The sequence below is a fragment of the Thauera butanivorans NBRC 103042 genome, from assembly GCF_001591165.1.
GTDB classification, from domain to species: domain Bacteria; phylum Pseudomonadota; class Gammaproteobacteria; order Burkholderiales; family Rhodocyclaceae; genus Thauera; species Thauera butanivorans.
Map to the genome: position 1 here is coordinate 1 of NZ_BCUG01000061.1, position 21223 is coordinate 21223.

A 21223-nucleotide genomic window follows, 5' to 3' on the forward strand; every position below is an offset into this window, starting at 1 on the left:
GGCTCCGCCCATGGCCCAGAGCCTGGCGGCGGCATCTTCCCGGCGGTTGTCGATATAAGACATGCGCACCCAGCGCCAGCGCATCCGCGGCGATGCCGCCGCGGCCGATCTCCACGACCCTGAAGCCCATCCGCCGCGCATACTGCAGCGCCATGTGGCCGAGGCCGCCGATGCCCAGCACCGCGACCGTGTCGCCGGCCTGCGCGCCGCATTTCTTCAGTGCATTGAAGGTGGCGACGCCGCCGCCGACATCCCAGACTGCGCCCGTCACCCAGCCCGCCTTGTCCGAGCGCAGGAAGACGATGGCTCCGGCGAGTCCTGCGGCGTGCCGGCACGGCCGATGGGGTGTTCATCCGCAGCAACAGCGGCCGCGCCAGGCTCGTTGCCACCGACACGGCCTTGCGTGGCCATGCGGGCTTTCCGAGCTGGGAGACGTGGTTGCGGAAGATGGGAGTCGCCGGCTTGGCGGCTTCACGCGGTCTGAGGATCAACAACTCCGCGGCAGTCCTGCAGGCTGCGGTCGAGGGCCGGGGCGTGGCGCTCGCCCGCAGCGTGACGGCCCATGACGATCTGGCATCCGGCCGGGTGCTGCGGCTGTTCCCCGGGGTCCGCTTCGCTTCCGAGCTGGCCTACTACGTCGTGTATCGATCGGAAAGCGCCGGTATGCCGAAGCTGCAGGCATTCCGGGCTGGCTGTTGCGGGAAGCGGCTTCGGGGGGCAGGCCCTGCGAGCGCCTGACGAGCGTACAGTAGTTATTAGCCTCGCTAATTTATCAAAGCAGGGGTTTTCGGGGAAAATCCTCGGACTCGAACAAGAGCCGCTTCAAGGCACAGGCTCGCATAATCTGCGCCCTGCGCGCTTACCCCCAGAGGAGTTCGCCAATGACACATCTCCAAGTCAACGGCCAGACCAGGAAGGCCGACGTGCCGGACGACATGCCCTTGCTGTGGGCCCTGCGCGACGAACTCGGCATGACCGGCACCAAGTTCGGCTGTGGCATCTCGGTATGCGGCGCCTGTATGGTCCACATCGATGGCGAACCCGTGCGCGCCTGTGTCACGCCGGTCTCGGCTGCGGCCGGACGCGAGATTTCGACCATCGAAGGCATGGAAACCGACCGCATTGGCCAGGCGGTGCAGCAGGCCTGGGTGGAGAACAACGTCGCCCAGTGCGGCTACTGCCAGGCCGGCCAGATCATGGCTGCGGTGAGTTTGCTGAAGACCACCCCGGCGCCCACCGAGCAGCAGATCGACGATGCCATGAGCGGCAACATCTGTCGTTGCGGCACCTACCCGCGCATCCGTGCCGCCATCAAGCAGGCAGCGGGCCGCCTGGGGGCGGGAGGCCAATCATGACTGCGACCGTGCGACTTTCCCGGCGCGCTTTCTTGCAGGGCAGCCTCGGAGTGCTGACCCTGGCCGTCACCTCCAGTGGGCTGGTCAGGGCCGCCGATGCCGACGTGCCGAAATATGGCGCCGATTCCATGCCCGGCGGCACGGTGGACGATCCGCTGGTCTTCGTCTCGATCGCCGAAGACGGCACCGTGGCCATCGTCGCTCACCGCGCCGAGATGGGCACCGGCGTGCGCACCAGCCTGCCGATGGTGGTGGCCGACGAGATGGAGGCACTCTGGGAGCGCGTCGAGGTGGTCCAGGCCGAGGCGGACGAGGGGCGCTACGGCAATCAGAACGTCGATGGCTCGCGCAGCGTTCGCCACTTCCTGATGCCGATGCGGCGGGTGGGGGCGGCGGCACGACAGATGCTCGAAGCGGCCGCGGCGGCGCGCTGGTCGGTACCGGTGTCCGAAGTCAGGGCGGTGCAGCACGAGGTGCTGCACGAGCCTGGTGGCCGGCGCCTGGGCTTTGGCGAACTGGCGGCCGATGCGGCACGGCAGCCGGTGCCTGCGGCCGATGCCCTGAAGCTCAAGGCGCGGGAGGATTTCCGCTACATCGGCAACGACAAGGTGAGGCTTGTCGATCTGGAAGCGATCGGCAAGGGCGAGGCCGTCTATGGCATGGACATGCGCCTGCCCGGCATGGTCCATGCCGTGGTGGCACGCCCGCCGGTGGTCGGCGGCAAGCTGCGCCGCTTCGATGGCAGCAAGGCGCTGACGATACCCGGTGTGCTGAAATTGGTGGAGATTCCCGCTTTCCAGGGCGCACCCGCCTTCCAGCCGCTGGGCGGCATCGCCGTGGTCGCGCGCAATACCTGGGCCGCCATCCAGGGCCGTGACGCGCTGGATATCGAATGGGACGACGGCCCCAACGGCAGCTACGACTCCGTTGCCTACCGCGAGGAACTGGAAGCCGCGGCACGCGCGCCCGGCAAGCTGATGCGCGACCAGGGCAATGTTGCGGAGGCCTGGGCGGAGGCGCCGGAAGCCGAGCGCCTGGCTGCCGAATACTACATTCCGCATCTGGCCCATGCGTCGATGGAGCCGCCGGTCGCCACCGTGCGGATCGAGGACGGCCGTGCCGAAGTCTGGACCTCGGTGCAGAACCCCGCCGCGGCGCAGGCCGCCGTGGCCCAGCGGCTGAAATTCGAGCCGGGGAAGGTCAAGGTCAAGGTGCTGCTGCTGGGCGGCGGTTTCGGCCGCAAATCCAAGCCGGATTTCGTCGATGAAGCGGCCATCGTCGCCCAGGCCATGCCCGAAGGCACGCCGGTCAAGCTGGTGTGGACGCGCGAGGACGACATCCAGCACGACTACCTGCACACTGTCTCGGTCGAACGCCTGGAAGCCGTCATCGACGGCAGCGGCCAGGTGCAGTCCTGGCTGCACCGCAGCGCCTCGCCGACGATTGCTTCACTGTTCGTCGAAGGCGCCAAGGGACAGCAGATCACCGAATCGGCGATGTCGGCGATCAACATGCCGTACGTGATCCCGAACGTGCGGGTGGAAACCGCCGAAGTGGCGGCGCATGCGCGCATCGGCTGGTTCCGCTCGGTGGCGAACATCCCGCACGCCTTTGCGGCCCAGTGCTTCATCGCCGAACTGGCGCATCGTGCCGGCAAGGATCACCGCCAGTTCGCGCTCGACCTGATCGGCCCGGCGCGCAGGATCGACCCCGGCATGATGGCCGACACCTGGAACTACACCGAGTCGCCCGAGCGCATCCGCGCGCAGATGGAAGGCGGTGCGATCATGGGCCTGAGCCTGGCGCTTGCCAGCGAGATCAGCTTCGAGAAGGGCAGGGTCAGGCAGAGCAATTTCCACGACTACGAAGTGCTGCGCCACCAGGCCTCGCCGCGTGTGATCCGCACCCACCTGGTCAACGACGACCACGACCTGCCGCCCGGCGGCGTCGGCGAACCGCCGGTGCCGCCGGTAGCGCCGGCGCTGTGCAATGCAATCTTCGCCGCCACCGGCAAGCGCGTGCGCAGCCTGCCGGTGCGCACGGTGGCATGACCGACGTGTTGCAAGCGCCCACCGTGATCGTGCTGGCCGCCGGGCGGGGCGAGCGCTTCGCCCGCTCCGGCGGCGGCACGCACAAGCTCGATGCACTGCTGGCCGGCGTGCCGGTGCTCGAGCATGTGCTGCGCAGCGTCGCCGCATCGGGCCTGGCTTGCCATGTCGTGCGGCCGGCAAACGGCACGGATGGCATGGGCGACTCCATTGCCCGCGGCGTCGCTGCCACGACCGACGCCGCCGGCTGGCTGATCCTGCCGGGCGATCTGCCGCTGGTCGACGCCCGCAGCCTGCTGCGGGTGGCGGAGGGCCTGGCTTCACAGCCGGTGGTCGTGCCGTTCTGGAATGCACGGCAGGGCCACCCGGTCGGCTTCGGCCGCGAATGCCGCGCGGCGCTGATGGCACTGGGTGGTGATGCGGGTGCGGCTGCCGTCGTGCGGGCGCAGCGGCAGGCGGGGAGGGTGCTGGACATGGAGCTGGACGATGAGGGCATCGTCCTGGACATCGACACGCCGGACGATCTGGCACGGGCCGAGGCCCTGCTCGAAACCCGGGGAGCAGCCTGATGGAAAGCGTCGATGTGCGGGTGCTGCGCGCCGCGCGGGACTGGCATGCCGCCGGACACCGGCTGATGCTGGCGACGGTGGTCAAGACCTGGGGTTCGTCGCCGCGGCCGCCCGGCTCGATGATGGCGCTGCGCGAGGACGGCCGCTGCATCGGCTCGGTTTCGGGCGGCTGCATCGAGGACGATCTGATCCTGGCTACACTACGGTCCATGGCGGCCCGGGCATGCCGCGCTCGGCACCCAGGCTGGTGCGCTATGGCGTGACCACCGGCGGAGCGCGCCGCTTCGGCCTGCCGTGCGGCGGTATGCTGGAGCTGCTGCTGGAGTTCGAACCGGATCCTGCCGCGCTCGCCGAGCTGGTGCAGCGCCTGGAAGCGAGGCAACTCGTCCGCCGCACGGTGGATTGCCGCTCCGGCGCAGCGAGCCTGAAAGCGGCCAGCGCGCCCGGGCCGCTGCATTTCGACGGCACCACGCTGTCCAGCACTTTCGGGCCGCAGTACCGGATGCTGCTGATCGGTGCAGGCGCATTGGCCGAATACGTGGCGACGATGGCGCTGTTCAACGACTTCGCCGTGACGCTGTGCGATCCGCGTGCCGAACACCGGGACACCTGGGCCGTGGCCGGCGTGCACATCACCATCGAAATGCCCGACGACGCCGTGCGCATTTTTGCCCCCGACGCCCGCAGCTGCATCGTCGCCCTGAGCCACGATCCCAAGCTCGATGACCTGGCCCTGCTGGAAGCACTGCACAGCCCGGCGTTCTATGTCGGCGCCATCGGCTCACGGCGCAACGCGAACAGCCGCACGCAGCGCTTCATCGAACACTTCGACGAGACGGAGGCGTCCGTGCAGCGCCTGCATTCGCCGGTCGGGCTCTACATCGGCAGCAAGACGCCCGCCGAGATCGCGGTGAGTGTGATGGCTGAAATCATTGCGGTAAAGAACGGGGCAGTGCCGGCACGCCGGCTGCGCGCCGAATTTCGCTCGCCCAGCGCCGCCCATCATGATTGATGTCATCGCACCAGCGTCGTACCGGTGGCGCGCGCGAGTTCGGCCAGCAGCCGGTCCTGGAACTGGACGTCCTCGACTGCTGGATGCGGTTCCTCGCGGCGCTGATGGTGCCAGTATCCGCCGCTGGTCAGCGCTTCGGGATCGTCGCTGGTGGCGAGCCATTCCTGGGTCAGGTGCCCCAGCCGCAGGTCGTCCGGCGCACTGGGGCCGCCCATCCTGGTCGGCACCCAGCCGGGATTGACCGCGTTGCTGTACACATCGGGCCACAGCCGTGCGACGGCCGCGGTCAGCGTGGTGATGAAGAGCTTGCTGTCCGAATAGCTGCCGGTGGTGGCTTGGCCGGACCAGTCGATGCCGTCCAGACTGGCACGTCCGCCCTTGTGCATCGCGCTGCTGAGGTAGATCAGACGCTGAGGGCGCTGGATCAGGGCGGTGAGCAGATAGGGGGCGACGACATTGACCACCATCAGATGCGCGCCGGAAATGACACCGGCGTTGTGGATCACGGCATCCATCCGGCCGATGGCATTGACCTGCCCGGCGAGGTCGCGGATCTGCGCGATATCCGACAGGTCGCCGATCGTGGCGACAGCACCCTGATCCACGAGCTCCTGCACGGCCGTCAGCCTGGCTCGGGAGCGGACATGCACGACGACGTCGTGGCCTTCGCCGAGCAGCGTCCTGGCTGCGGCGTGGCCCAGGCCGTCGGCCGAACCGGTGATGAAGACGCGGCGCTTGCGAGCCGTGGCACCTTGCGCGTTGGACATGGGGGCCTCCTTGCCGGCGGCCGCTGGCGTCCGGGCTTGCACAGGCATGGCGGACAGCAGCGATCCGGCAGTCAGCGCTGAACCCAGCCCGGCACCTGCGGCGAGAAACTTTCTTCGATCCATCGACGTATCCTCCGATCATGCTGCCGGGAGGCAACAGCTTGACGGGCTGAAGCAGGAGGCAACCCTCTGCTGGACACCGTCAACGTCATTGGAGACAACATGGAGGTCGTTGCGTTCGGACGCGATGGCGGCGATGAGCGGGGAGAAGACCTTGGTCGAGTTGTCGGCCCTCACGATCTGCTGAACCACTACTGCATCAATATGCGGATGCAGGGCAGCGGCGGGATTTTCTTATGGGATTTCCGGCGGCGTGGAAAACAGCTGAACGTGCGCGTGGATGGGCAACTCATCTTCAATGCTTCATCCAGCATTGTGGACGCCGCGCTCGGCGGACTCGGCATCGCGAGTCTGCTCGAGGATGAGTTCGTGCCGCACATCGACGAAGGCCGGCTGGTGCGTGTATTGGAAGACTGGTGTGAACCGTTCCCGGGGTTCTTCCTGCATTACCCCAGCCGCCGTCAGCCATCGCCGGCTTTCTCGCTGGTCGTCGATGCGTTGCGCCATAGCGGACCAAAGTCACACCCATGACGAAACATCGGTAGGCCCCCGTCCATCGGCGCGCGGCAATGGTGTAATCTTGACCATCCGGAGCAGGGGTCGGACAAATATGCATCTGAAGTGGCTTCCCGTTGCAGTTCTTTCGTTGGCGGTGTCGACTGTGGTCCTGGCGGCACCTGCAGGCGCCGAATCCGCCAGCCAGGCGCTTCAGCAGATGGATGACGCACAACGTGCGGTGCTGGCAGAGGAGGGGCGCAAGGCTGCGTTCTTCTGTGCGAACTGCCATGGCGAGCAAGGCGTCAGCCGCTATGGCGAAGTCCCCAATCTGGCAGGCCAGAATCCTGCCTACATCCTTTCCCAGATCGAGGCCTTCCTCACCGGCACGCGCAGGGACGACTTCATGCAGGGGCTGATGAAAGTGCTGAGCGAGCGCGACAAGCTTTCCATCGCGCTGTATTACGCCTCATCCCCGCCACCGCAGATGAAGGCGGATGCCGGTGCCGGCGCCGGGCTCTACGAAAAGCACTGTGCGCTCTGCCACCAGCCCGATGCGGGCGGCGCCGAGACTTTCCCGCGCCTTGCCGGCCAGCAGGCCGAATACCTGCGCATCAGCCTGCGGCGATACCTGACCCAATCCGGCGAGCGCTTTTCCGCGCCGATGACGGCCGCGGTGACCCAGTTGGGAGAAAAGAACATCAATGCGATGGTGAACTACCTGGCCGGTGCGCATGCGGCACCGAGCGGCGGCAGTGCGGCCGCGAACGGGCGCTGACGGCCCGCCGATCGGCATGGAATCGAAGCACACCCACTCCCTTGCGCCGCGCTGGCCTTGCGACCATGTCCTGCCCGATTACGAGCAGGGCGGGATCTACGGCCTGGCGCGCGATCTGCGGACCTGGCTGCATGTGCCCCGGGCCGGGCTCGAAGCTGCGGAAGTCGAGGCAGGCGAAGCGGCCTGCGTCGTGCTGCTGGTGATCGATGGCCTCGGCGCGAATTTCCTCTCGGATGCCGGCGCAGGCTCGGCGCTCGCTGCCCACTATCGGCGCACGCTGACTTCGGTTTTCCCCAGCACCACAGCCAGTGCCATCACCACGCTGATGACCGGAGCCTCGCCGGCCGAGCACGGCCTGAACGGCTGGTTCATTCACGACCCTCGCTTCGGCGGCGTGATCTCGCCTTTGCCGCTCGAGCTGCGGGGCGGCGGCGCACTGACGCCCGACGCCGCGACCCGCCTGTTCCGGCAGGCGTCGATGTTCCGCGCCGCGCAGCGGCCCACGGTGATGCTTTCGCCCAGCCAGATCGCCTTTTCTCCCTATTCGCAGCACCATACGCGCGGGGCGCGCATCCGCCCATACGACGGCTTGGCGATGCTGGAAGAAGTGTTGCTGGAGACCATCGGTGAATTCGGCCGCGAAGGCGGTTTCATCCATGCCTACTACCCGAGTTTTGATGCGCTGTGCCATGCCTACGGCTGCCGTTCGCCCCAGGCGCTGGGCTGCTTCGGCAAGATCGATGGAATGTTCGCCCGCCTCTGCGAACGGCTGGCAGGGAGCGGCACGCGCATCCTGGTCACTGCCGACCACGGCTTCATCGACAGCTCGCCGGAACGCACGCTGCAGCTGGCGCCGGACGGCGAGGTGTCCGCGATGCTTGCCGCACCGCTGTTCGGCGAGCGCCGGCTGGCGTTCTGCGCGGTCAGGCAGGGGGCCGAACGGGAGTTCGAGCGCTGGGCGGAGGAAACGCTGCGGGGGCGTGCCGTGCCGATGTCCGGCGCCGACTGCATCGCTGCCGGACTGCTCGGCCCCGGGCAGCCTCATCCCCGGCTGGCGGAGCGGGTCGGCAGCCACGTGCTGCTGATGGAGCCTGGCTGGACCATCGTCGATGAGGTCGAGGGCGAAAAGCCCCACGAGTTGATCGGCGTGCATGGCGGCATGACGGCCGATGAAATGCGGGTGCCGCTGATCGTCGCGCGGCCGTGATCGCTACCGTGCGGCTCTAGTGGACTTCGTCCTCGCCGGGCGGCAGGGGCACGACAAGGATGCCTTCATCGATCAGTTCCTCGACGTCCTCCGGCGAGGCCTGGCCGCGGATGTTGCGCACCTCGGCTTCGCCGTAATGGATCCGGCGTGCCTCTTCCGGCAGGCGGTCGCCGACGTTCTCGGCGCTGCGGGACATGTGCCGCAGCATCTGCAGCATGTTCTCTGCGATCGCATGCGGCGGCTGATCGGGCTCGGCAGAAACGGGGACTGGCGCTGCCTGCACTTGCTCGACGGCATTGCCGGCAGACGACGAGTGGCGCGTCTGCACGTACGGCGCGCTCGGCAGGCGACGCACCGCCGTGCTGCCGCACACGGGACAGCTCACGAGTTGGCGGGCACACTGTTCCTCGAAGGCTTCCGCCGAAGCGAACCAGCCTTCGAAGCGATGCTCCTGGCTACAGCAGAGGTCTAGGACGATCACGATAAGCGCATGCGGGTTGGGAGGCGCTCCGATAGCGCCTGCGAACCTTTCGGACCAACTGGATATGGAATGGTGCCCGGGACGGGACTCGAACCCGTAAGGCTTGCGCCGGCGGATTTTAAGTCCGCTATGGTTACCGATTTCATCACCCGGGCAGGGCCACGCCGGCGGGCGTGATCAGCTCAGCGCGGCTGCTCCGGCAGGACGATGTTGACCTCGAGTACGTCCATGTTGTCCTGCTTGTCGAGCTGGACCTTGATGTCGTCGGGGTTCACCGCGACGTATTTCGAGATTACCTCGATCAGCTCGCGCTGCAGCGCGGGCAGAAAGTCGGCGGCCGGGGAGTTGCCTGCACGTTCGTGAGCGATCAGCAGCGACAGGCGGTTCTTGGCGATTTCCGCAGTCTTTTTCTTTTCGCCGAAAAGGCGGGAAAGGAAGGACATGTCACTTGCCTCCGAACAGGCGCTTGATCAAGCCGGGCTTTTCGTAGTTGACGAAGCGCAGCGGACGTTCTTCGCCGAGGAAGCGGGCGACGACGTCGGCATAGGCTTCGGCGACGTCGGTGCCCTTGAGGTGGATTGCCGGCGTGCCCTGGTTGGAAGCGTGCAGCACCGATTCCGATTCGGGAATGACGCCGATCAGCGGCACGCGCAGCAGTTCCTGCACGTCCTTGTACGACAGCATTTCGCCTTCGTCGACGCGCTTGGGCGAGTAGCGGGTGATGAGCAGGTGTTCCTTGACCGGCTCGCCACCGTCGCGCGCACGCTTGGACTTGCTCTGCAGGATGCCGAGGATGCGGTCGGAGTCGCGCACCGAGGAGACTTCGGGGTTGCTCGTGACGACCGCCTCGTCGGCGAAGGTCAGCGCCATCACCGCGCCGCGCTCGATGCCGGCGGGGGAGTCGCAGACGACGTAGTCGAAGCCCATGTGCTGCAGTTCTTCCAGCACCTTCTCGACGCCTTCCTCGGTCAGCGCGTCCTTGTCGCGGGTCTGCGACGCCGGCAGGATGAACAGGTTCTCGCAATGCTTGTCCTTGATCAGCGCCTGGTTCAGGCGCGCTTCGCCGTTGACGACGTTGACCAGGTCATACACCACGCGGCGTTCGCAGCCCATGATGAGGTCGAGGTTGCGCAGGCCGACGTCGAAGTCGATCACCGCGGTCTTGTAGCCGCGCAGGGCGAGGCCGGAAGCGAATGCCGCACTGGTGGTGGTCTTGCCCACGCCGCCTTTGCCCGACGTTATCACGATGACTTTCACGGTTTCCCCTTGTTCTGCTGTGTGGCTGCGTTCAGATGGGCTGCAGCGCTTCGATGTTGAGAGTGTTCTCGGTGCCGCTCAGGCGCACCTGGGCCGCACGGCCGGCGATGGTCTCGGGAATGCCGCGCTCGAAGGTGCGGAACACGCCGGCGATGGAAACCAGTTCCGGGCCGAAATTGCTGGTGATGATACGGGCCCGGTCGTCGCCCTGGGCGCCGGCGATGGCTCGTCCGCGCAACGGGCCGTAACAATGGATGCTGCCATCGGCGATGACTTCGGCGCCGGGGCTGACGCCGCCCACCAGCACCAGGTCGGCGCCGCGTGCATAGATCTGCTGGCCGGAGCGCAGGGGGCGGTCGATGAACATGGTCGACGCCGTTGCCGGCTGCGGCGAAGGGGCTGGTGCCTGGGGCGCTGCCGCAGGCGGTTCGGGTGCGCGCGCCGGTGCAGGCGTTTCGATCTGCCGCGGGTTGCCGGTGACCGCTTCATCGAGTTGAGCCAGACCTGCGCGGCGGGCGCCTTCCCCATGTTCCGGCGGCAGGTTGAAGACGCCGATCGGTTGCAGGCGGTAGCGGCGCATCAATGAATTCAAGCCCGCCCAGTCGATCGACGACGGCACTTCGGCCAGTGCGGCAAAGTCGAGGATCACCGCTTCGCCATTGAAGAAATCAGGCATGCCGCCGAACATCTTGTGCAGGGCGTCCGCCAAGGCGGGCGGTTCGGTGGCCTGCAGCACGGCGACGGTCGCGCCGAGCGTGGTGTTGCGGAACTGGACAGGCGCGGAGGCGGACATGGATGGAAGCTTCTTCAAAATCAAGGAAGTGTACTGATCGACGTGCGATCGGGCAAGGCCGAAGCAGGGGGGCCAGAAATGAAAGCGCGCATGCGCCCGCAGCCCGCGCCGAGCCTGGATCGGCGCGGGGGAGCGCCTCAGTGCAGCGTGCGTGCCTGGAACAAGGCGTCCACTTCGGCTGCGCCGAAGCGGTAGGTGTGATTCGACAGATCGTCGTGTACGACGATCTCGCCATGTTCGGCCAGCAGGCTGCGCACTTCTTCCTCGCCCAGGCTCAGCAGCATGGTGGCGACCTTGTCCGGGTCGGCTGGCCAGTCGTGCGTGACGGCGCGGGCCTCGAACAGGCGCACGTTCTCTTCGGCGAACAGGCGGCGCAGGATGTCGGCGGCGTCGAGGCCGAGCAGTTCGTCGCCGCGCACGGTGGCGGCAAGCTGCTGCACCCGCGACCAGCCGTCGAGGTCCTTCAGATCCGCGCCCGGCAGCTTCTGCACGAACAGCGCGGTGGCGGCATCCGCGCCGCAGGCCAGCCACAGCCCCGCGGGCTGCTGCTCGGACTGGGCAAGGTAGTGCTCGAAGACTTCGGCGATACTGTCGCCTTCGAGCGGCACCAGGCTCTGGTAGGGCTGGTCCAGGCCGGGGATGTCGAGCGACAACTGCAGGCGGCCGTCGCCGACCAGTTCGGCGAGGCTGCCATCGGCCGGCGCGCCTTCGGATTTGGCGTAGCCGCGCAGGTTCAGCGTCTCTGCGCAGTCGACCACCAGCAGGCTGACCGGGCCGTGGCCGCTGACCTGGAAGGTGAGCCGGCCGGGTTGCTTGAGGTTACCGGTGATCACCACCGAGACCGCGGCCATTTCGCCGAGCAGGCGGGCGACGGCCGCCGGATAGCCGCGTTCGGCCTGCATCGCCTGCCAGACGTCGGTCAGGCGCACGACGGCGCCGCGGATGTCGAGCTCTTCCAGCAGAAAGCGCTGGACGTAGCTGGAGGGGAGGGAGGTGCTCATCGGGCGGCTCCGGTGAAAGCGGTGGCGTAGTGTTCCGGGTCGAAGCCGACGAGCAGTTCGCCGCTGGCGGTTTCGATCACCGGGCGGCGAATCAGGCTGGTGTTCGCCTGCATCAGTGCGATGGCGTCTTCGGTCGAGGCAATGGCCTGCTGTTCGGGCGACAGCTTGCGCCAAGTGGTGCCGCGCTTGTTGACCAGGGCCTCCCAGCCGAGTTTGTCGCACCAGCGCGTCAGCGTGGTGGTATCGATGCCCGCCTTCTTGTAGTCGTGGAAGTCGCAGGCGATGGCCGCGGCGTCGAGCCAGGCGAAGGCCTTTTTCATCGTGTCGCAGTTCTTGATGCCGTAGATCGCGGGCTTCATGCGGACGTGCTCCTGTTACTTGTTGCCACGCGCGCGGGCAAAGGCTTCGGCCAGCGCGTTGCCTGCGGCGGGCTTGTCCTGGCCGTGGCGCGCTGTGGACGAGGTGCGCGCATTGCCGCCGCTGCGGCGGTCGTCACCGCGGCGCTCTCCGCGGCCGGCGCCGTCATTGCGCCTGGGCACAGCTTCGTCGCCCAGCCGCATCGTCAGCGCGATGCGGTGGCGGGGAATGTCCACTTCCAGCACCTTGACCTTCACCACCTGTCCGGCCTTGACCACGCTGTGCGGGTCCTTGACGAAAGTGTTCGACAGCGCGGAGATATGCACCAGCCCATCCTGATGCACGCCGATGTCGACGAAGGCGCCGAAGTTGGTGACGTTGGTGACCACGCCTTCGAGCAGCATGCCGGGCTGCAGATCCTTGAGCGTCTCCACGCCTTCGCGGAAGCTGGCTGTGCGGAATTCGGGGCGCGGGTCGCGGCCGGGTTTCTCCAGTTCGCCGAGGATGTCCTGCACCGTCGGCAGGCCGAAGCGCTCGTCGGTGAATTCCGCTGCTTTCAAGCTCTTGAGGATGCTGCCGTTGCCCATCAGCTCGCGCACGCTCTTCTGCACCCTGGCGAGGATGCGTTCGACCACCGGGTAGGCTTCCGGGTGTACCGACGAGGCGTCGAGCGGATCGTCGCCGCTGGGGATGCGCAGGAAGCCGGCGGCCTGCTCGAAAGTCTTGGGGCCGAGGCGGGGCACGTCCTTCAGCGCGGCGCGGCTGCGGAACGGGCCCTTGGCGTTGCGGTATTCGACGATGTTGCCGGCGAGCGTGGCGTTCAGCCCGGAGATGCGGGCGAGCAGCGGCGCCGAGGCGGTGTTCACATCCACGCCGACCGCGTTCACGCAGTCCTCGACCACCGCGTCCAGGCTCTTCGCCAGGCGGCCCTGGTTGACGTCGTGCTGGTACTGGCCGACGCCGATCGACTTGGGATCGATCTTGACCAGTTCGGCCAGCGGATCCTGCAGGCGGCGGGCGATGGACACCGCGCCGCGCAGGCTGACGTCCAGATCGGGAAACTCGCGTGCCGCCAGCTCCGAGGCCGAATACACCGAGGCACCGGCTTCCGACACCACGATCTTGGTCAGTGGCAGCCCGGCGTGCCGCTTCATCAACTCGGCGACCAGCGCATCGGTTTCGCGCGAGGCGGTGCCGTTGCCGATGGCGATCAGTTCTACCGCATGCTTCTTCGCCAGCGCGGCGATCGTGGCGATGGCGGATTCGCGGTCGCGGCGCGGCTCGAAGGGATAGACCGTGGCGGTATCCACCAGCTTGCCGGTGGCATCGACCACCGCGACCTTGACGCCGGTGCGGATGCCGGGATCGAGCCCGATGGTGGCGCGCGTGCCGGCCGGCGCGGCGAGCAGCAGGTCCTTCAGGTTGCGGGCGAAGACGCGGATCGCCTCTTCCTCGGCGCGGTCGCGCAACTCGCCCATCAGTTCCAGTTCGAGGTGGATGGAGATTTTCACGCTCCACGCCCAGCGCACGGTGTCGGCCAGCCAGCGGTCGGCCGGGCGGCCCTGGTTGCGGATGCCGAAGCGGGCGGCGATGCGGCCTTCGCAGGGGTGGGGCGCATCGGCGTCGGCGCGCTCCACGTCCAGCGCCAGGCGCAGCACGCCTTCGTTGCGGCCGCGCAGCAGGGCCAGCGCGCGGTGCGAAGGCATCGTGGCGATGGCTTCCTGGAAGTCGAACCAGTCGCGGAACTTGGCGCCGTCGTTCTCCTTGCCTTCGATCACCGACGAACGCACCTGGCCGTGCTCGTGCAGATAGCCGCGCAGTTCGCCCAGCAGCGCGGCGTCTTCGGCGAAGGTTTCCATCAGGATCTGGCGCGCGCCGTCGAGCACCGCCTTGGCGTCGGCGAAGCCGGCGTCGGCATTGATGTACTTGGCGGCTTCATCCTCGGGCGTCAGCGCCGGATCGGCGAGCAGGGCTTCGGCCAGCGGCCCGATGCCGGCTTCGCGGGCGATCTGGGCCTTGGTGCGGCGCTTGGGCTTGTAGGGCAGGTAGAGGTCTTCGAGGCGCTGCTTGGTGTCGGCATGTTCGACTTCGGCGCGCAGTTCGGCCGTCAGCTTGCCCTGCTCCTCGATCGAGGCCAGCACCGTGGCGCGGCGGTCTTCGAGTTCGCGCAGGTAGCCGAGGCGTTCTTCCAGCGTGCGCAACTGGGTGTCGTCCAGCCCGCCGGTGGCTTCCTTGCGGTAGCGGGCGACGAAGGGCACGGTGGCGCCGTCGTCGAGCAACTGGACCGCGGCAATGACCTGGCGCGGGGAGACGCCGATTTCGTCGGCAATGCGGTGTTCGATGGGTGGCAGCATGGCATACGCCCCGGCGGGCGGGGAAGAAACGGAAACGGGGCGGCGATGGTGCTATAGATTGCGCCGTGGAGGCAAGGCTTGCTGCTGCAGTGCGGGCCGGAGGAGGGCTGCTTCAGATAGGTGGCGGTGCGCAAAGCATTGGCCAGCCCCGTTTCCAGTGCATCGGGATCAGAATGTGTATTTCAGGCTGATACTCGTACTGCGCGGTTCGCCCCAGCTGTAGTTGCTGTCGAAGATGGTGTAGTACTTCTCGTCCAGCAGATTGTTGATGGCAAGCATGGCCGACATGTGCCGATTGATCTGGTAGTGGGCTGTCGCGTCGACCAGCCAGTACCCTTCGACAATGTGTTTGGCCTTGCCCAGCGCGGGGTGGTTGACCCTGCTCCAGGTGTCATCCTGCCAGCGTGCACCGCCACCCAGCGTCAGGCCCCTGAGTTTGCCGCTCAGCTTGTAACTGGTGTACAGGCTGAATTGTTTCTCGGGGGCCAGGGTGGAGACGCGTTCTCCGTTGAGGCGCGGTTTCTGCTGGCGCCCACCGAAGAAGGCACCTTTCAAACCGATCTCGGTGTTGTTGCCCTCCAGCGGATCGAGCGTGCGGCCCTGCTCGTTCTGCGCGGATTGAGGCTTGAAGATGCTGGTGTGGCTGCCATACAGCGAGAGTTGCCTGTTCAGGTCATAGACCACACCCAGGTAGGGGACGACGACCTCGGATTTCTTCAGGTCTTCCTTCTCGTAATCGGCGACGCGGCTGCCGACCAGCAGCTTGAGGTCGTCGCGCAGATTGAGGCGGGTGGCAAGGTAGAAGCCCTGTTCCCGCGTGGTTTCGTCCTTGCCTTTGGTGCGTGACCAGTTCGGTTCCGGATGACTGCCGTTCCACTCGTAGAAATCCGCGATGGCGGTGGCGCCGGCCCATTGCCCTTCATTGGTCCATTTGCGCCTGGACGTACTGCCGCCGACCACCAGTTCATGCTTGCGCCCGAACAGGCTGAACGGCCCGCTGGTGTAAAGATCGGCGGCGTTGCTGACGGTCTTGCCGGCGTAGCTGCCCAGCCACAGGCTGGTATCGGCACCGGTGGCCGGATCGGGGAAGCCGCTGCCGATCGAGCCCATCCGGTTGTCGTAGCCGTTGATCTGGTGGTTCAGTTTCAGCTTGGCGACCCAATCGTTGTCGAAATAATGCTCCAGTGTCGCGAAGGCCGTGCGGGTGTATTGCTCCCAACTGCTCCAGCGGGCCGCAAGGTTGAAGGAGCGCGATGTCTTGTTGAAATCGCCGTTGCTGTCGTAGACCGGAATTCCGCCCCAGGTACTGCCCTTGGGATCGTTGTTCTGATAGTCGGCGCCCACGGTGAGCAGGGTGTCCTGCGCCAGGTCGGCGGCCTGCGCGGAATCGCCGGGCACCCCTTGCAGACCTGGACGAACTCGAGCAGTCCGATGCTGCTCGGCCAAGCAAGGGGATGCGATTGGCACTGGTGCTACAGCGCTACCAGCGTCTGCCTGCCCCACCAGCTTTTGCCTGCGGCGAGCTGCACCGGCTGCCGTGCGGCCGCGGCTTCGATGCAGAGCATGCGGCGGAAGGCGTCGTCGGGCAGGTCGGCGATAGCGGCGCTGCGCTCGACCCAGGGGTTCCACACGGCGACGTCGACGAAGCCGTCGGCGTTGTTGATGCCCAGGCTGCGATCGTATTCGCGCAGCAGCAGGGGGCGCTCGACGCCGTGGTAGACGCGGTCGGTCTCGGCCTCGATCAGCAGCACGTCGCCGCTGTCGCGCCCGATGCGGTTGGCGTCCGCCTTGTCGCGGTAGCTGTATCCGTGCAGGCCTTCGACGCGGGCTTCCTCGACTTCGCGTACCGCCAGATAGGTGTGCAGCGCGGCGGTGAAGTCGAAGCCCTCGCCGCCGGTATTGGTGACTTCGAATTCGAGGTCGAGCCGGGCGTCTTCCACCAGGACGCTCAGTTCGGCCGTGAAAGCATGGGGCCACAGGGCGCGGGTCGCGTCGTCGTCGCGCAGCCCGAGAGTGGCGAGCGCATAGCCCTCGCCGCTGCGTTCGTTCAGCACCGACCAGTTCGCCGTGCGGGCGAAGCCGTGCTGCGGCAGCGGGCCGAGGTCGGCGAACTGCGGAAAGCAGACCGGGATGCCGCCGCGGATCGGCGTGCTGCCGTCGAAGCGTGCGGCGGGACTCAGGTACAGGCGTTCCTGCCCGCTGGGCGGAGTCCAGGACAGCACCTGGCCGCCGAACAGGCTCACCACCGCGCTGGCGCCGTTGCCGGCGCCCAGTCGCAGCGCCGGCAGGCCCTTGAAGTCGATGCGTTCGATGCCTGCTGCCATCGCCATCAGTCCTGCAGCGACAGCACGCCGAGCTTGACGGTGTTGTCCTCGGGGTCGTTGCTGAGCACGAAGCCGAGCTTCTGCACGAACTTGAGCATGCGCTCGTTGTTCGACAGGAACACGCCGTTCATGTAGGCGATGCCGCGGCTGCGCGCGGTCTCGATCAGCACGCCCATCAGCTTGCGCGCCAGGCCGCGGTGCTGCCAGTCGTCGGCGACCACGACGGCGAACTCGCAGGACTCGCCGTCCGGGTTGACCGCGTAGCGGCAGACGCCGATTTCCTTCTCCGCGCCATCGACTTCGAGCGTGGCGACGAAGGCCATTTCGCGGTCGTAGTCGATCTGCGTCAGGCGTGCGACCATCGCCGGCGGCAGTTCGCGCATGGTGTTCATGAAGCGGTAGTACTTGGTCTCGGACGACAGGTTGCGCACGAATTCGACTTCGAGGTCGGCGTCCTCGGGCTTGATCGGACGGATCGTCACGGTGGTGCCGTCGGGCACGATCCAGGTCTGGGTCAGGTGCGAGGGGTAGGGGTGGATCGCCATGTGATCGTAGCGGTCCGCCGTCGGCGAGACGTTGTCCACGATGATGCTGGCGTCGACCGCGACTGCGCCGTTCTCGTCGACGATCAGCGGGTTGATTTCCATTTCGTTGATCCACGGCAGCTCGCAGACCATCTCCGACACCCGCAGCAGCACCAGTTCCAGCGCCGTCATGTCGATCGACGGCAGATGGCGGAACTCGCCCAGGCGGTGGTAGATCCGCGTCGAGCGGATCATGTCCTTGACCAGGTAGTTGTTGAGCGGCGGCAGGGCGACGGCGACGTCGCGGTTGGCCTCGACCAGGTTGCCGCCTTCGCCGAAAGTGATCACCGGGCCGAACACCGGGTCGCGCCTGACGCCGACGACCAGCTCGCGGCCGTTGCGCTTCTGGATCATCGGCTCGATGGCGATGCCGTTGATGACCGCGTCCGGCTGCACGCGCTTCACTTCGTCGAGGATCTCCTGATAGGTCGAGCGCACCGCCACCAGGCTGCGGATGTTCAGGCGCACGCCGCCGACGTCGGATTTGTGCACGATGCTCGGCGAGTCGATCTTCATCACCACCGGCAGGCCGATCTCGGCTGCGAGCACCATTGCCTCTGCCGCCGAGCGCGCCACCACGGTCTGTGCGATCGGGATGCGGAAGGCGGCCAGCAGCGCCTTCGACTCCATCTCGTTGAGCTTCTTGCGGCGCTCGGACAAGGCCATCTCGATCACCAGCCGGGCGCTCTCGATCGAGGGCGGGCTCAGGTGCGACAGCGAGGACGGCGTCTGCATCAGCAGCTTCTGGTTGCGGTAGTAGGCCGAGATGTGGCTGAACAGTTCGACCGCCGGTTCCGGCGTGCGGAAATGCGGGATGCCCGCGGCGCTGAACTTCTGGCGCGATTCGGTGACCAGCTCTTCGCCCATCCAGCAGGCGACCACCGGTTTGTCGGCGGTCTTTTCGATCTCGATCAACGCGTCGGCGACGGCGCTCGGGTTGGTCATGCCCTGCGGCGTCAGCATCACCAGCACGCCATCGACGTTGGGGCCTTCCAGCGTGGCCTTCACCGCCTTGCCATAGCGTTCGGCGTCGGCGTCGCCCAGGATGTCGACCGGGTTGCCGCGCGACCAGTTGGCCGGCAGCACCGCGTTGAGCTTCTCCATCGTGCCTTCGGTGAACTCCGACAGCGGAATGCCGATGTCGGCCGCGCGGTCGGCAGCCATGATGCCCGGTCCGCCGCCGTTGGTGATCACCGCCAGGCGGTTGCCGCGCGGTCGGAAGTGCGAGAACAGCGCATTGGCCGCGGCGAAGAGCTGGCCGAGGTTGTACAGGCGGATCACGCCGGCGCGGCGCAGCGCGGCGTCGAACACCGCGTCGTCGCCGATCGGCGCCGCCGAATGCGACAGGATGGCGCGCGAGGCTTCGGGGTGGCGGCCGGCCTTGATCAGCAGCACCGGCTTGACCCGCGCCGCGCCGCGCAGAGCGCTCATGAAGCGGCGCGCGTCACGGATGCCTTCGACGTACAGGAAGATGCTCTCGGTGCGCGGGTCGGAAATCATGTATTCCAGCACGTCGCCGAAGTCGATGTCGGACGAGGTGCCCAGCGACACGACGGCCGAGAAACCGACGTTGTTGGGCTTGGCCCAGTCGAGGATCGCGGCACAGAGCGCGCCGGACTGGGAGATCAGGCCGATGCTGCCCTTTTGCGCGCAGGTGTGGGCGAAAGTGGCATTGAGGCCGAGTTGCGGGCGGATGATGCCCAGGCAGTTGGGGCCGAGCAGGCGGATGCGGTGGCGTTGCGCAGCGTCGACGGCCTGGCGTTCGAGCAGTGCGCCGCGCGGACCCGCTTCGGAAAAGCCGGCAGACAGCAGGATCGCAGCCTTGACGCCGGCACGCCCGCAGGCGTCGAGGATGGCCAGCACTTTTTCCGCGCGCACCGCGATCACCACCAGATCCAGGCGCTGGGGGACGTCCTCCACCGACTTGTAGCAGGCGATGCCGCGCACCGATTCGTGCTTGGGGTTGATGGCGAACAGCTTGCCCTTGTAGCCCGCGTCGAGCATGTTGCGGACCAGCACGTCGCCCAGCGAACCCTCGCGTTCGCTGGCACCGATGATCCCCACCGAGCGCGGTTCGAGAAGCGGAGTGAGGTAGTGCGTTTCTTTCATGGCTGCAACCTGTCTGGGTGAAATTGCCGGTGCATCCGCCTGTCGTTTCGGGCGTTTGCTGAATCAAGTGTATTGATCGCAGAATTATACTGCAGTGCACAAAATCCGTATCGCTGCCGACGATTAAAGCTTAAAACCTCGCGAAAGGGCGGGCACATCGTCACGCTTGCACCTCATCGTCCGAGCGTGAACAGGAAACGGCTGCCTTCGCCCGGCCTGGACTCGGCCCGGATCGAACCGTCGTGGCGCTGCACGATGCGCTGCACCGTCGCCAGACCGATCCCCGTACCCGGAAAAGCCTCGTCACCATGCATGCGGTAGAAGGGGCGGAACAGGTTGCCGGCGTGGCTCATGTCGAAGCCGACACCATTGTCGGAGACGCAGAACACGCGGCGACCATTGATGCGCTCGGCGCTCAGGGCAATTCGGGCCGGGGTGCAATGCGCGGTGAACTTCCAGGCATTTCGCAGCAGGTTGTCGAGCAGCGAGAAGCTCAGGGCGCGATCGGCGATGACATCGAGTCCTTCGGTGATCTCGATCTCGACTTCGCGCCCGGGCTCTTCGGCCTGCAGCTCCTCGACGATCTGGTGGGCGAGTTCCGACAGGCTGAAGCTTTCCTTCCGCAGCGGCTGCCGCGCCAGCAGGGCGAGATTGATCAGCGCGTCGATCAGGTTCGCCATGCGTTCGGTCGCTTTGCGAATGCGCGAAAGATGCGCGAAGGTATGCGCTTCGGCCTTGCCGTCGAGCTCGTCTTCGATGATGCGGGCGAAACCGTCGATGGCGCGCAGCGGCGCCCGCAGATCGTGTGAAACCGAATACGAGAAGGCTTCGAGTTCCCGGTTCGAAGCTTCGAGCTCGGCGGTCCGCAGCCGCACGCGCGCCTCCAGATCCTGGTTGAGGTTGCGCAGGCTCAGTTCGGCCACCTTGCGCGAGGAGATGTCGTCCACCGTGCCGGTCAGGCCGCCTTCTCCCGGCTTGGTGTCCGGCGCCCGATGTGCGGTGACTTCGATCCAGCGGATTTCTCCGCTGCGGGTCCGAAGCCGGAATTCGCGCTCACAGTCGGCGCCTGCGCCGACGATCAGGTCACGGAACAGCTGTGCGGCCGTCTCGCGATCGTCCGGATGAAGGAATTCGTGCAGCGGCTTGCCCAGGCTGGTCTCGACGTCGTGGCCGCTCAGTTCGCACCACACCTTGTTCAGGTAGATGAGCTTGCCCGTGCCATCGGTGCGGAAGATGACTTCGCTGACCGATTCGAGCATGTCGAGGTAGAGGGATTCCTTCGCGGAAGGAGCGGGCATTGTCCGTTCCCGCCGGGCGCCAGAGCTCGTCGATGCCGCCGCAGCCGACGCGGCGGGACGGGCACGCGCGCGCTGGCGACGGCCGAGAACGTATCCCGGCACCAGGCCGGCCAGCAGGTACAGCACGGGCCAGAGCCAGTCCTGCCCACCGGCAGGCCCGAGCAAGCTGTCGGACGCGAGCGACGCCGGGACGGCAAGCAATGGCGCGAGACCCGTTGCGATACGGGCCGGTGTCCTGATTGCCGCTGAGCTATCCTCGTCCGGAACGCGATCCATTGCCTTGTCGGAAACCACCGATGGGCCAGGCGGGCATG

The 21223-nt window shown here is 66.8% G+C and carries 21 protein-coding genes, 1 tRNA gene and 1 pseudogene; 9 read left to right on the top strand and 14 right to left on the bottom strand.

Annotated features, from left to right (window positions below; translation table 11 throughout):
• A pseudogene (locus TBU01S_RS19395) lies at window positions 1–271 on the bottom strand (hypothetical protein); the annotation flags it as partial.
• Window positions 272–345: 74 nt separating this feature from the next.
• Here TBU01S_RS19395 and TBU01S_RS24595 point away from each other — a divergent pair.
• The 6 genes from TBU01S_RS24595 to TBU01S_RS19420 all read left to right on the top strand — a co-directional run bounded on the left by TBU01S_RS24595 (window position 346) and on the right by TBU01S_RS19420 (window position 4984).
• Window positions 346–738, top strand: a complete 393-nt coding sequence (locus TBU01S_RS24595) for a LysR substrate-binding domain-containing protein (protein WP_068639152.1) — start codon at window positions 346–348, stop codon at window positions 736–738.
• 143 nt (window positions 739–881) lie between these two features.
• Window positions 882–1355, top strand: a complete 474-nt coding sequence (locus TBU01S_RS19405) for a (2Fe-2S)-binding protein (protein WP_068639153.1) — start codon at window positions 882–884, stop codon at window positions 1353–1355.
• Window positions 1352–3406: a xanthine dehydrogenase family protein molybdopterin-binding subunit gene (locus tag TBU01S_RS19410; RefSeq protein WP_068639154.1), complete on the top strand. Its 2055-nt coding sequence runs from the start codon at window positions 1352–1354 to the stop codon at window positions 3404–3406. The genes TBU01S_RS19405 and TBU01S_RS19410 overlap by 4 nt, the downstream gene beginning before the upstream one ends.
• Window positions 3403–3972, top strand: a complete 570-nt coding sequence (locus TBU01S_RS19415; RefSeq protein ID WP_068639155.1) for a nucleotidyltransferase family protein — start codon at window positions 3403–3405, stop codon at window positions 3970–3972. The genes TBU01S_RS19410 and TBU01S_RS19415 overlap by 4 nt, the downstream gene beginning before the upstream one ends.
• On the top strand, window positions 3972–4235 hold the full coding sequence (locus tag TBU01S_RS24885) for an XdhC family protein (RefSeq protein WP_245650987.1): 264 nt from the start codon (window positions 3972–3974) through the stop codon (window positions 4233–4235). The genes TBU01S_RS19415 and TBU01S_RS24885 overlap by 1 nt, the downstream gene beginning before the upstream one ends.
• Window positions 4196–4984: an XdhC family protein gene (locus TBU01S_RS19420; RefSeq protein ID WP_245650988.1), complete on the top strand. Its 789-nt coding sequence runs from the start codon at window positions 4196–4198 to the stop codon at window positions 4982–4984. The genes TBU01S_RS24885 and TBU01S_RS19420 overlap by 40 nt, the downstream gene beginning before the upstream one ends.
• A 2-nt stretch (window positions 4985–4986) precedes the next feature.
• Here TBU01S_RS19420 and TBU01S_RS19425 read toward each other — a convergent pair whose 3' ends face one another.
• Window positions 4987–5751 (bottom strand): SDR family NAD(P)-dependent oxidoreductase, encoded by a 765-nt coding sequence (locus TBU01S_RS19425; protein ID WP_068639156.1) that lies wholly within the window; start codon window positions 5749–5751, stop codon window positions 4987–4989.
• A 222-nt stretch (window positions 5752–5973) separates the two neighbouring features.
• Here TBU01S_RS19425 and TBU01S_RS19430 point away from each other — a divergent pair, with 222 nt between their 5' ends.
• The 3 genes from TBU01S_RS19430 (at window position 5974) to TBU01S_RS19440 (ending at window position 8351) form a co-directional block, all read left to right on the top strand.
• The gene (locus TBU01S_RS19430) at window positions 5974–6402 is read left to right on the top strand and encodes a LysR substrate-binding domain-containing protein (protein ID WP_083953734.1); all 429 of its coding nucleotides are present in this window, start codon (window positions 5974–5976) and stop codon (window positions 6400–6402) included.
• A gap of 184 nt (window positions 6403–6586) precedes the next feature.
• Window positions 6587–7144 carry a c-type cytochrome gene (locus tag TBU01S_RS19435; protein ID WP_245650989.1) on the top strand — a complete coding sequence of 186 codons (558 nt, stop codon included), beginning with the start codon at window positions 6587–6589 and terminating at the stop codon, window positions 7142–7144.
• Between the two features lie 16 nt (window positions 7145–7160).
• Window positions 7161–8351: an alkaline phosphatase family protein gene (locus TBU01S_RS19440; protein ID WP_068639176.1), complete on the top strand. Its 1191-nt coding sequence runs from the start codon at window positions 7161–7163 to the stop codon at window positions 8349–8351.
• A 16-nt stretch (window positions 8352–8367) separates the two neighbouring features.
• Here TBU01S_RS19440 and TBU01S_RS19445 read toward each other — a convergent pair whose 3' ends face one another.
• The 12 genes from TBU01S_RS19445 to TBU01S_RS19500 form a co-directional block, all read right to left on the bottom strand.
• Entirely contained in the window at window positions 8368–8832 is a 465-nt protein-coding gene (locus TBU01S_RS19445; protein ID WP_068639158.1) for a DUF1178 family protein, read from the bottom strand.
• Between the two features lie 70 nt (window positions 8833–8902).
• Window positions 8903–8987, bottom strand: a tRNA-Leu gene (locus tag TBU01S_RS19450).
• Between the two features lie 27 nt (window positions 8988–9014).
• Window positions 9015–9275: a cell division topological specificity factor MinE gene (minE, locus tag TBU01S_RS19455; protein ID WP_068639159.1), complete on the bottom strand. Its 261-nt coding sequence runs from the start codon at window positions 9273–9275 to the stop codon at window positions 9015–9017.
• A 1-nt stretch (window position 9276) separates the two neighbouring features.
• Window positions 9277–10089 carry a septum site-determining protein MinD gene (gene minD / locus TBU01S_RS19460; RefSeq protein ID WP_083953735.1) on the bottom strand — a complete coding sequence of 271 codons (813 nt, stop codon included), beginning with the start codon at window positions 10087–10089 and terminating at the stop codon, window positions 9277–9279.
• 31 nt (window positions 10090–10120) lie between these two features.
• Window positions 10121–10882 carry a septum site-determining protein MinC gene (gene minC, locus TBU01S_RS19465; protein WP_068639160.1) on the bottom strand — a complete coding sequence of 254 codons (762 nt, stop codon included), beginning with the start codon at window positions 10880–10882 and terminating at the stop codon, window positions 10121–10123.
• 137 nt (window positions 10883–11019) lie between these two features.
• Window positions 11020–11883 carry an Hsp33 family molecular chaperone HslO gene (gene hslO, locus TBU01S_RS19470; protein ID WP_068639161.1) on the bottom strand — a complete coding sequence of 288 codons (864 nt, stop codon included), beginning with the start codon at window positions 11881–11883 and terminating at the stop codon, window positions 11020–11022.
• Window positions 11880–12242: an ArsC family reductase gene (locus TBU01S_RS19475; RefSeq protein WP_068639162.1), complete on the bottom strand. Its 363-nt coding sequence runs from the start codon at window positions 12240–12242 to the stop codon at window positions 11880–11882. Before TBU01S_RS19475 ends, hslO begins: the two co-directional genes overlap by 4 nt.
• Window positions 12243–12257: 15 nt before the next feature.
• Window positions 12258–14594, bottom strand: a complete 2337-nt coding sequence (locus TBU01S_RS19480; RefSeq protein WP_068639163.1) for a Tex family protein — start codon at window positions 14592–14594, stop codon at window positions 12258–12260.
• Between the two features lie 168 nt (window positions 14595–14762).
• A complete protein-coding gene (locus TBU01S_RS19485) occupies window positions 14763–15992 on the bottom strand; it encodes a TonB-dependent siderophore receptor (protein ID WP_068639164.1) in 1230 nt (409 codons plus the stop codon).
• A gap of 74 nt (window positions 15993–16066) precedes the next feature.
• Window positions 16067–16918 carry a D-hexose-6-phosphate mutarotase gene (locus TBU01S_RS19490; protein WP_068639178.1) on the bottom strand — a complete coding sequence of 284 codons (852 nt, stop codon included), beginning with the start codon at window positions 16916–16918 and terminating at the stop codon, window positions 16067–16069.
• A 5-nt stretch (window positions 16919–16923) separates the two neighbouring features.
• Window positions 16924–19611 (bottom strand): bifunctional acetate--CoA ligase family protein/GNAT family N-acetyltransferase, encoded by a 2688-nt coding sequence (locus TBU01S_RS19495; RefSeq protein WP_068639165.1) that lies wholly within the window; start codon window positions 19609–19611, stop codon window positions 16924–16926.
• A 173-nt stretch (window positions 19612–19784) separates the two neighbouring features.
• The gene (locus tag TBU01S_RS19500; RefSeq protein WP_245650990.1) at window positions 19785–20909 is read right to left on the bottom strand and encodes a sensor histidine kinase; all 1125 of its coding nucleotides are present in this window, start codon (window positions 20907–20909) and stop codon (window positions 19785–19787) included.
• Window positions 20910–21223 lie beyond the last annotated feature (314 nt).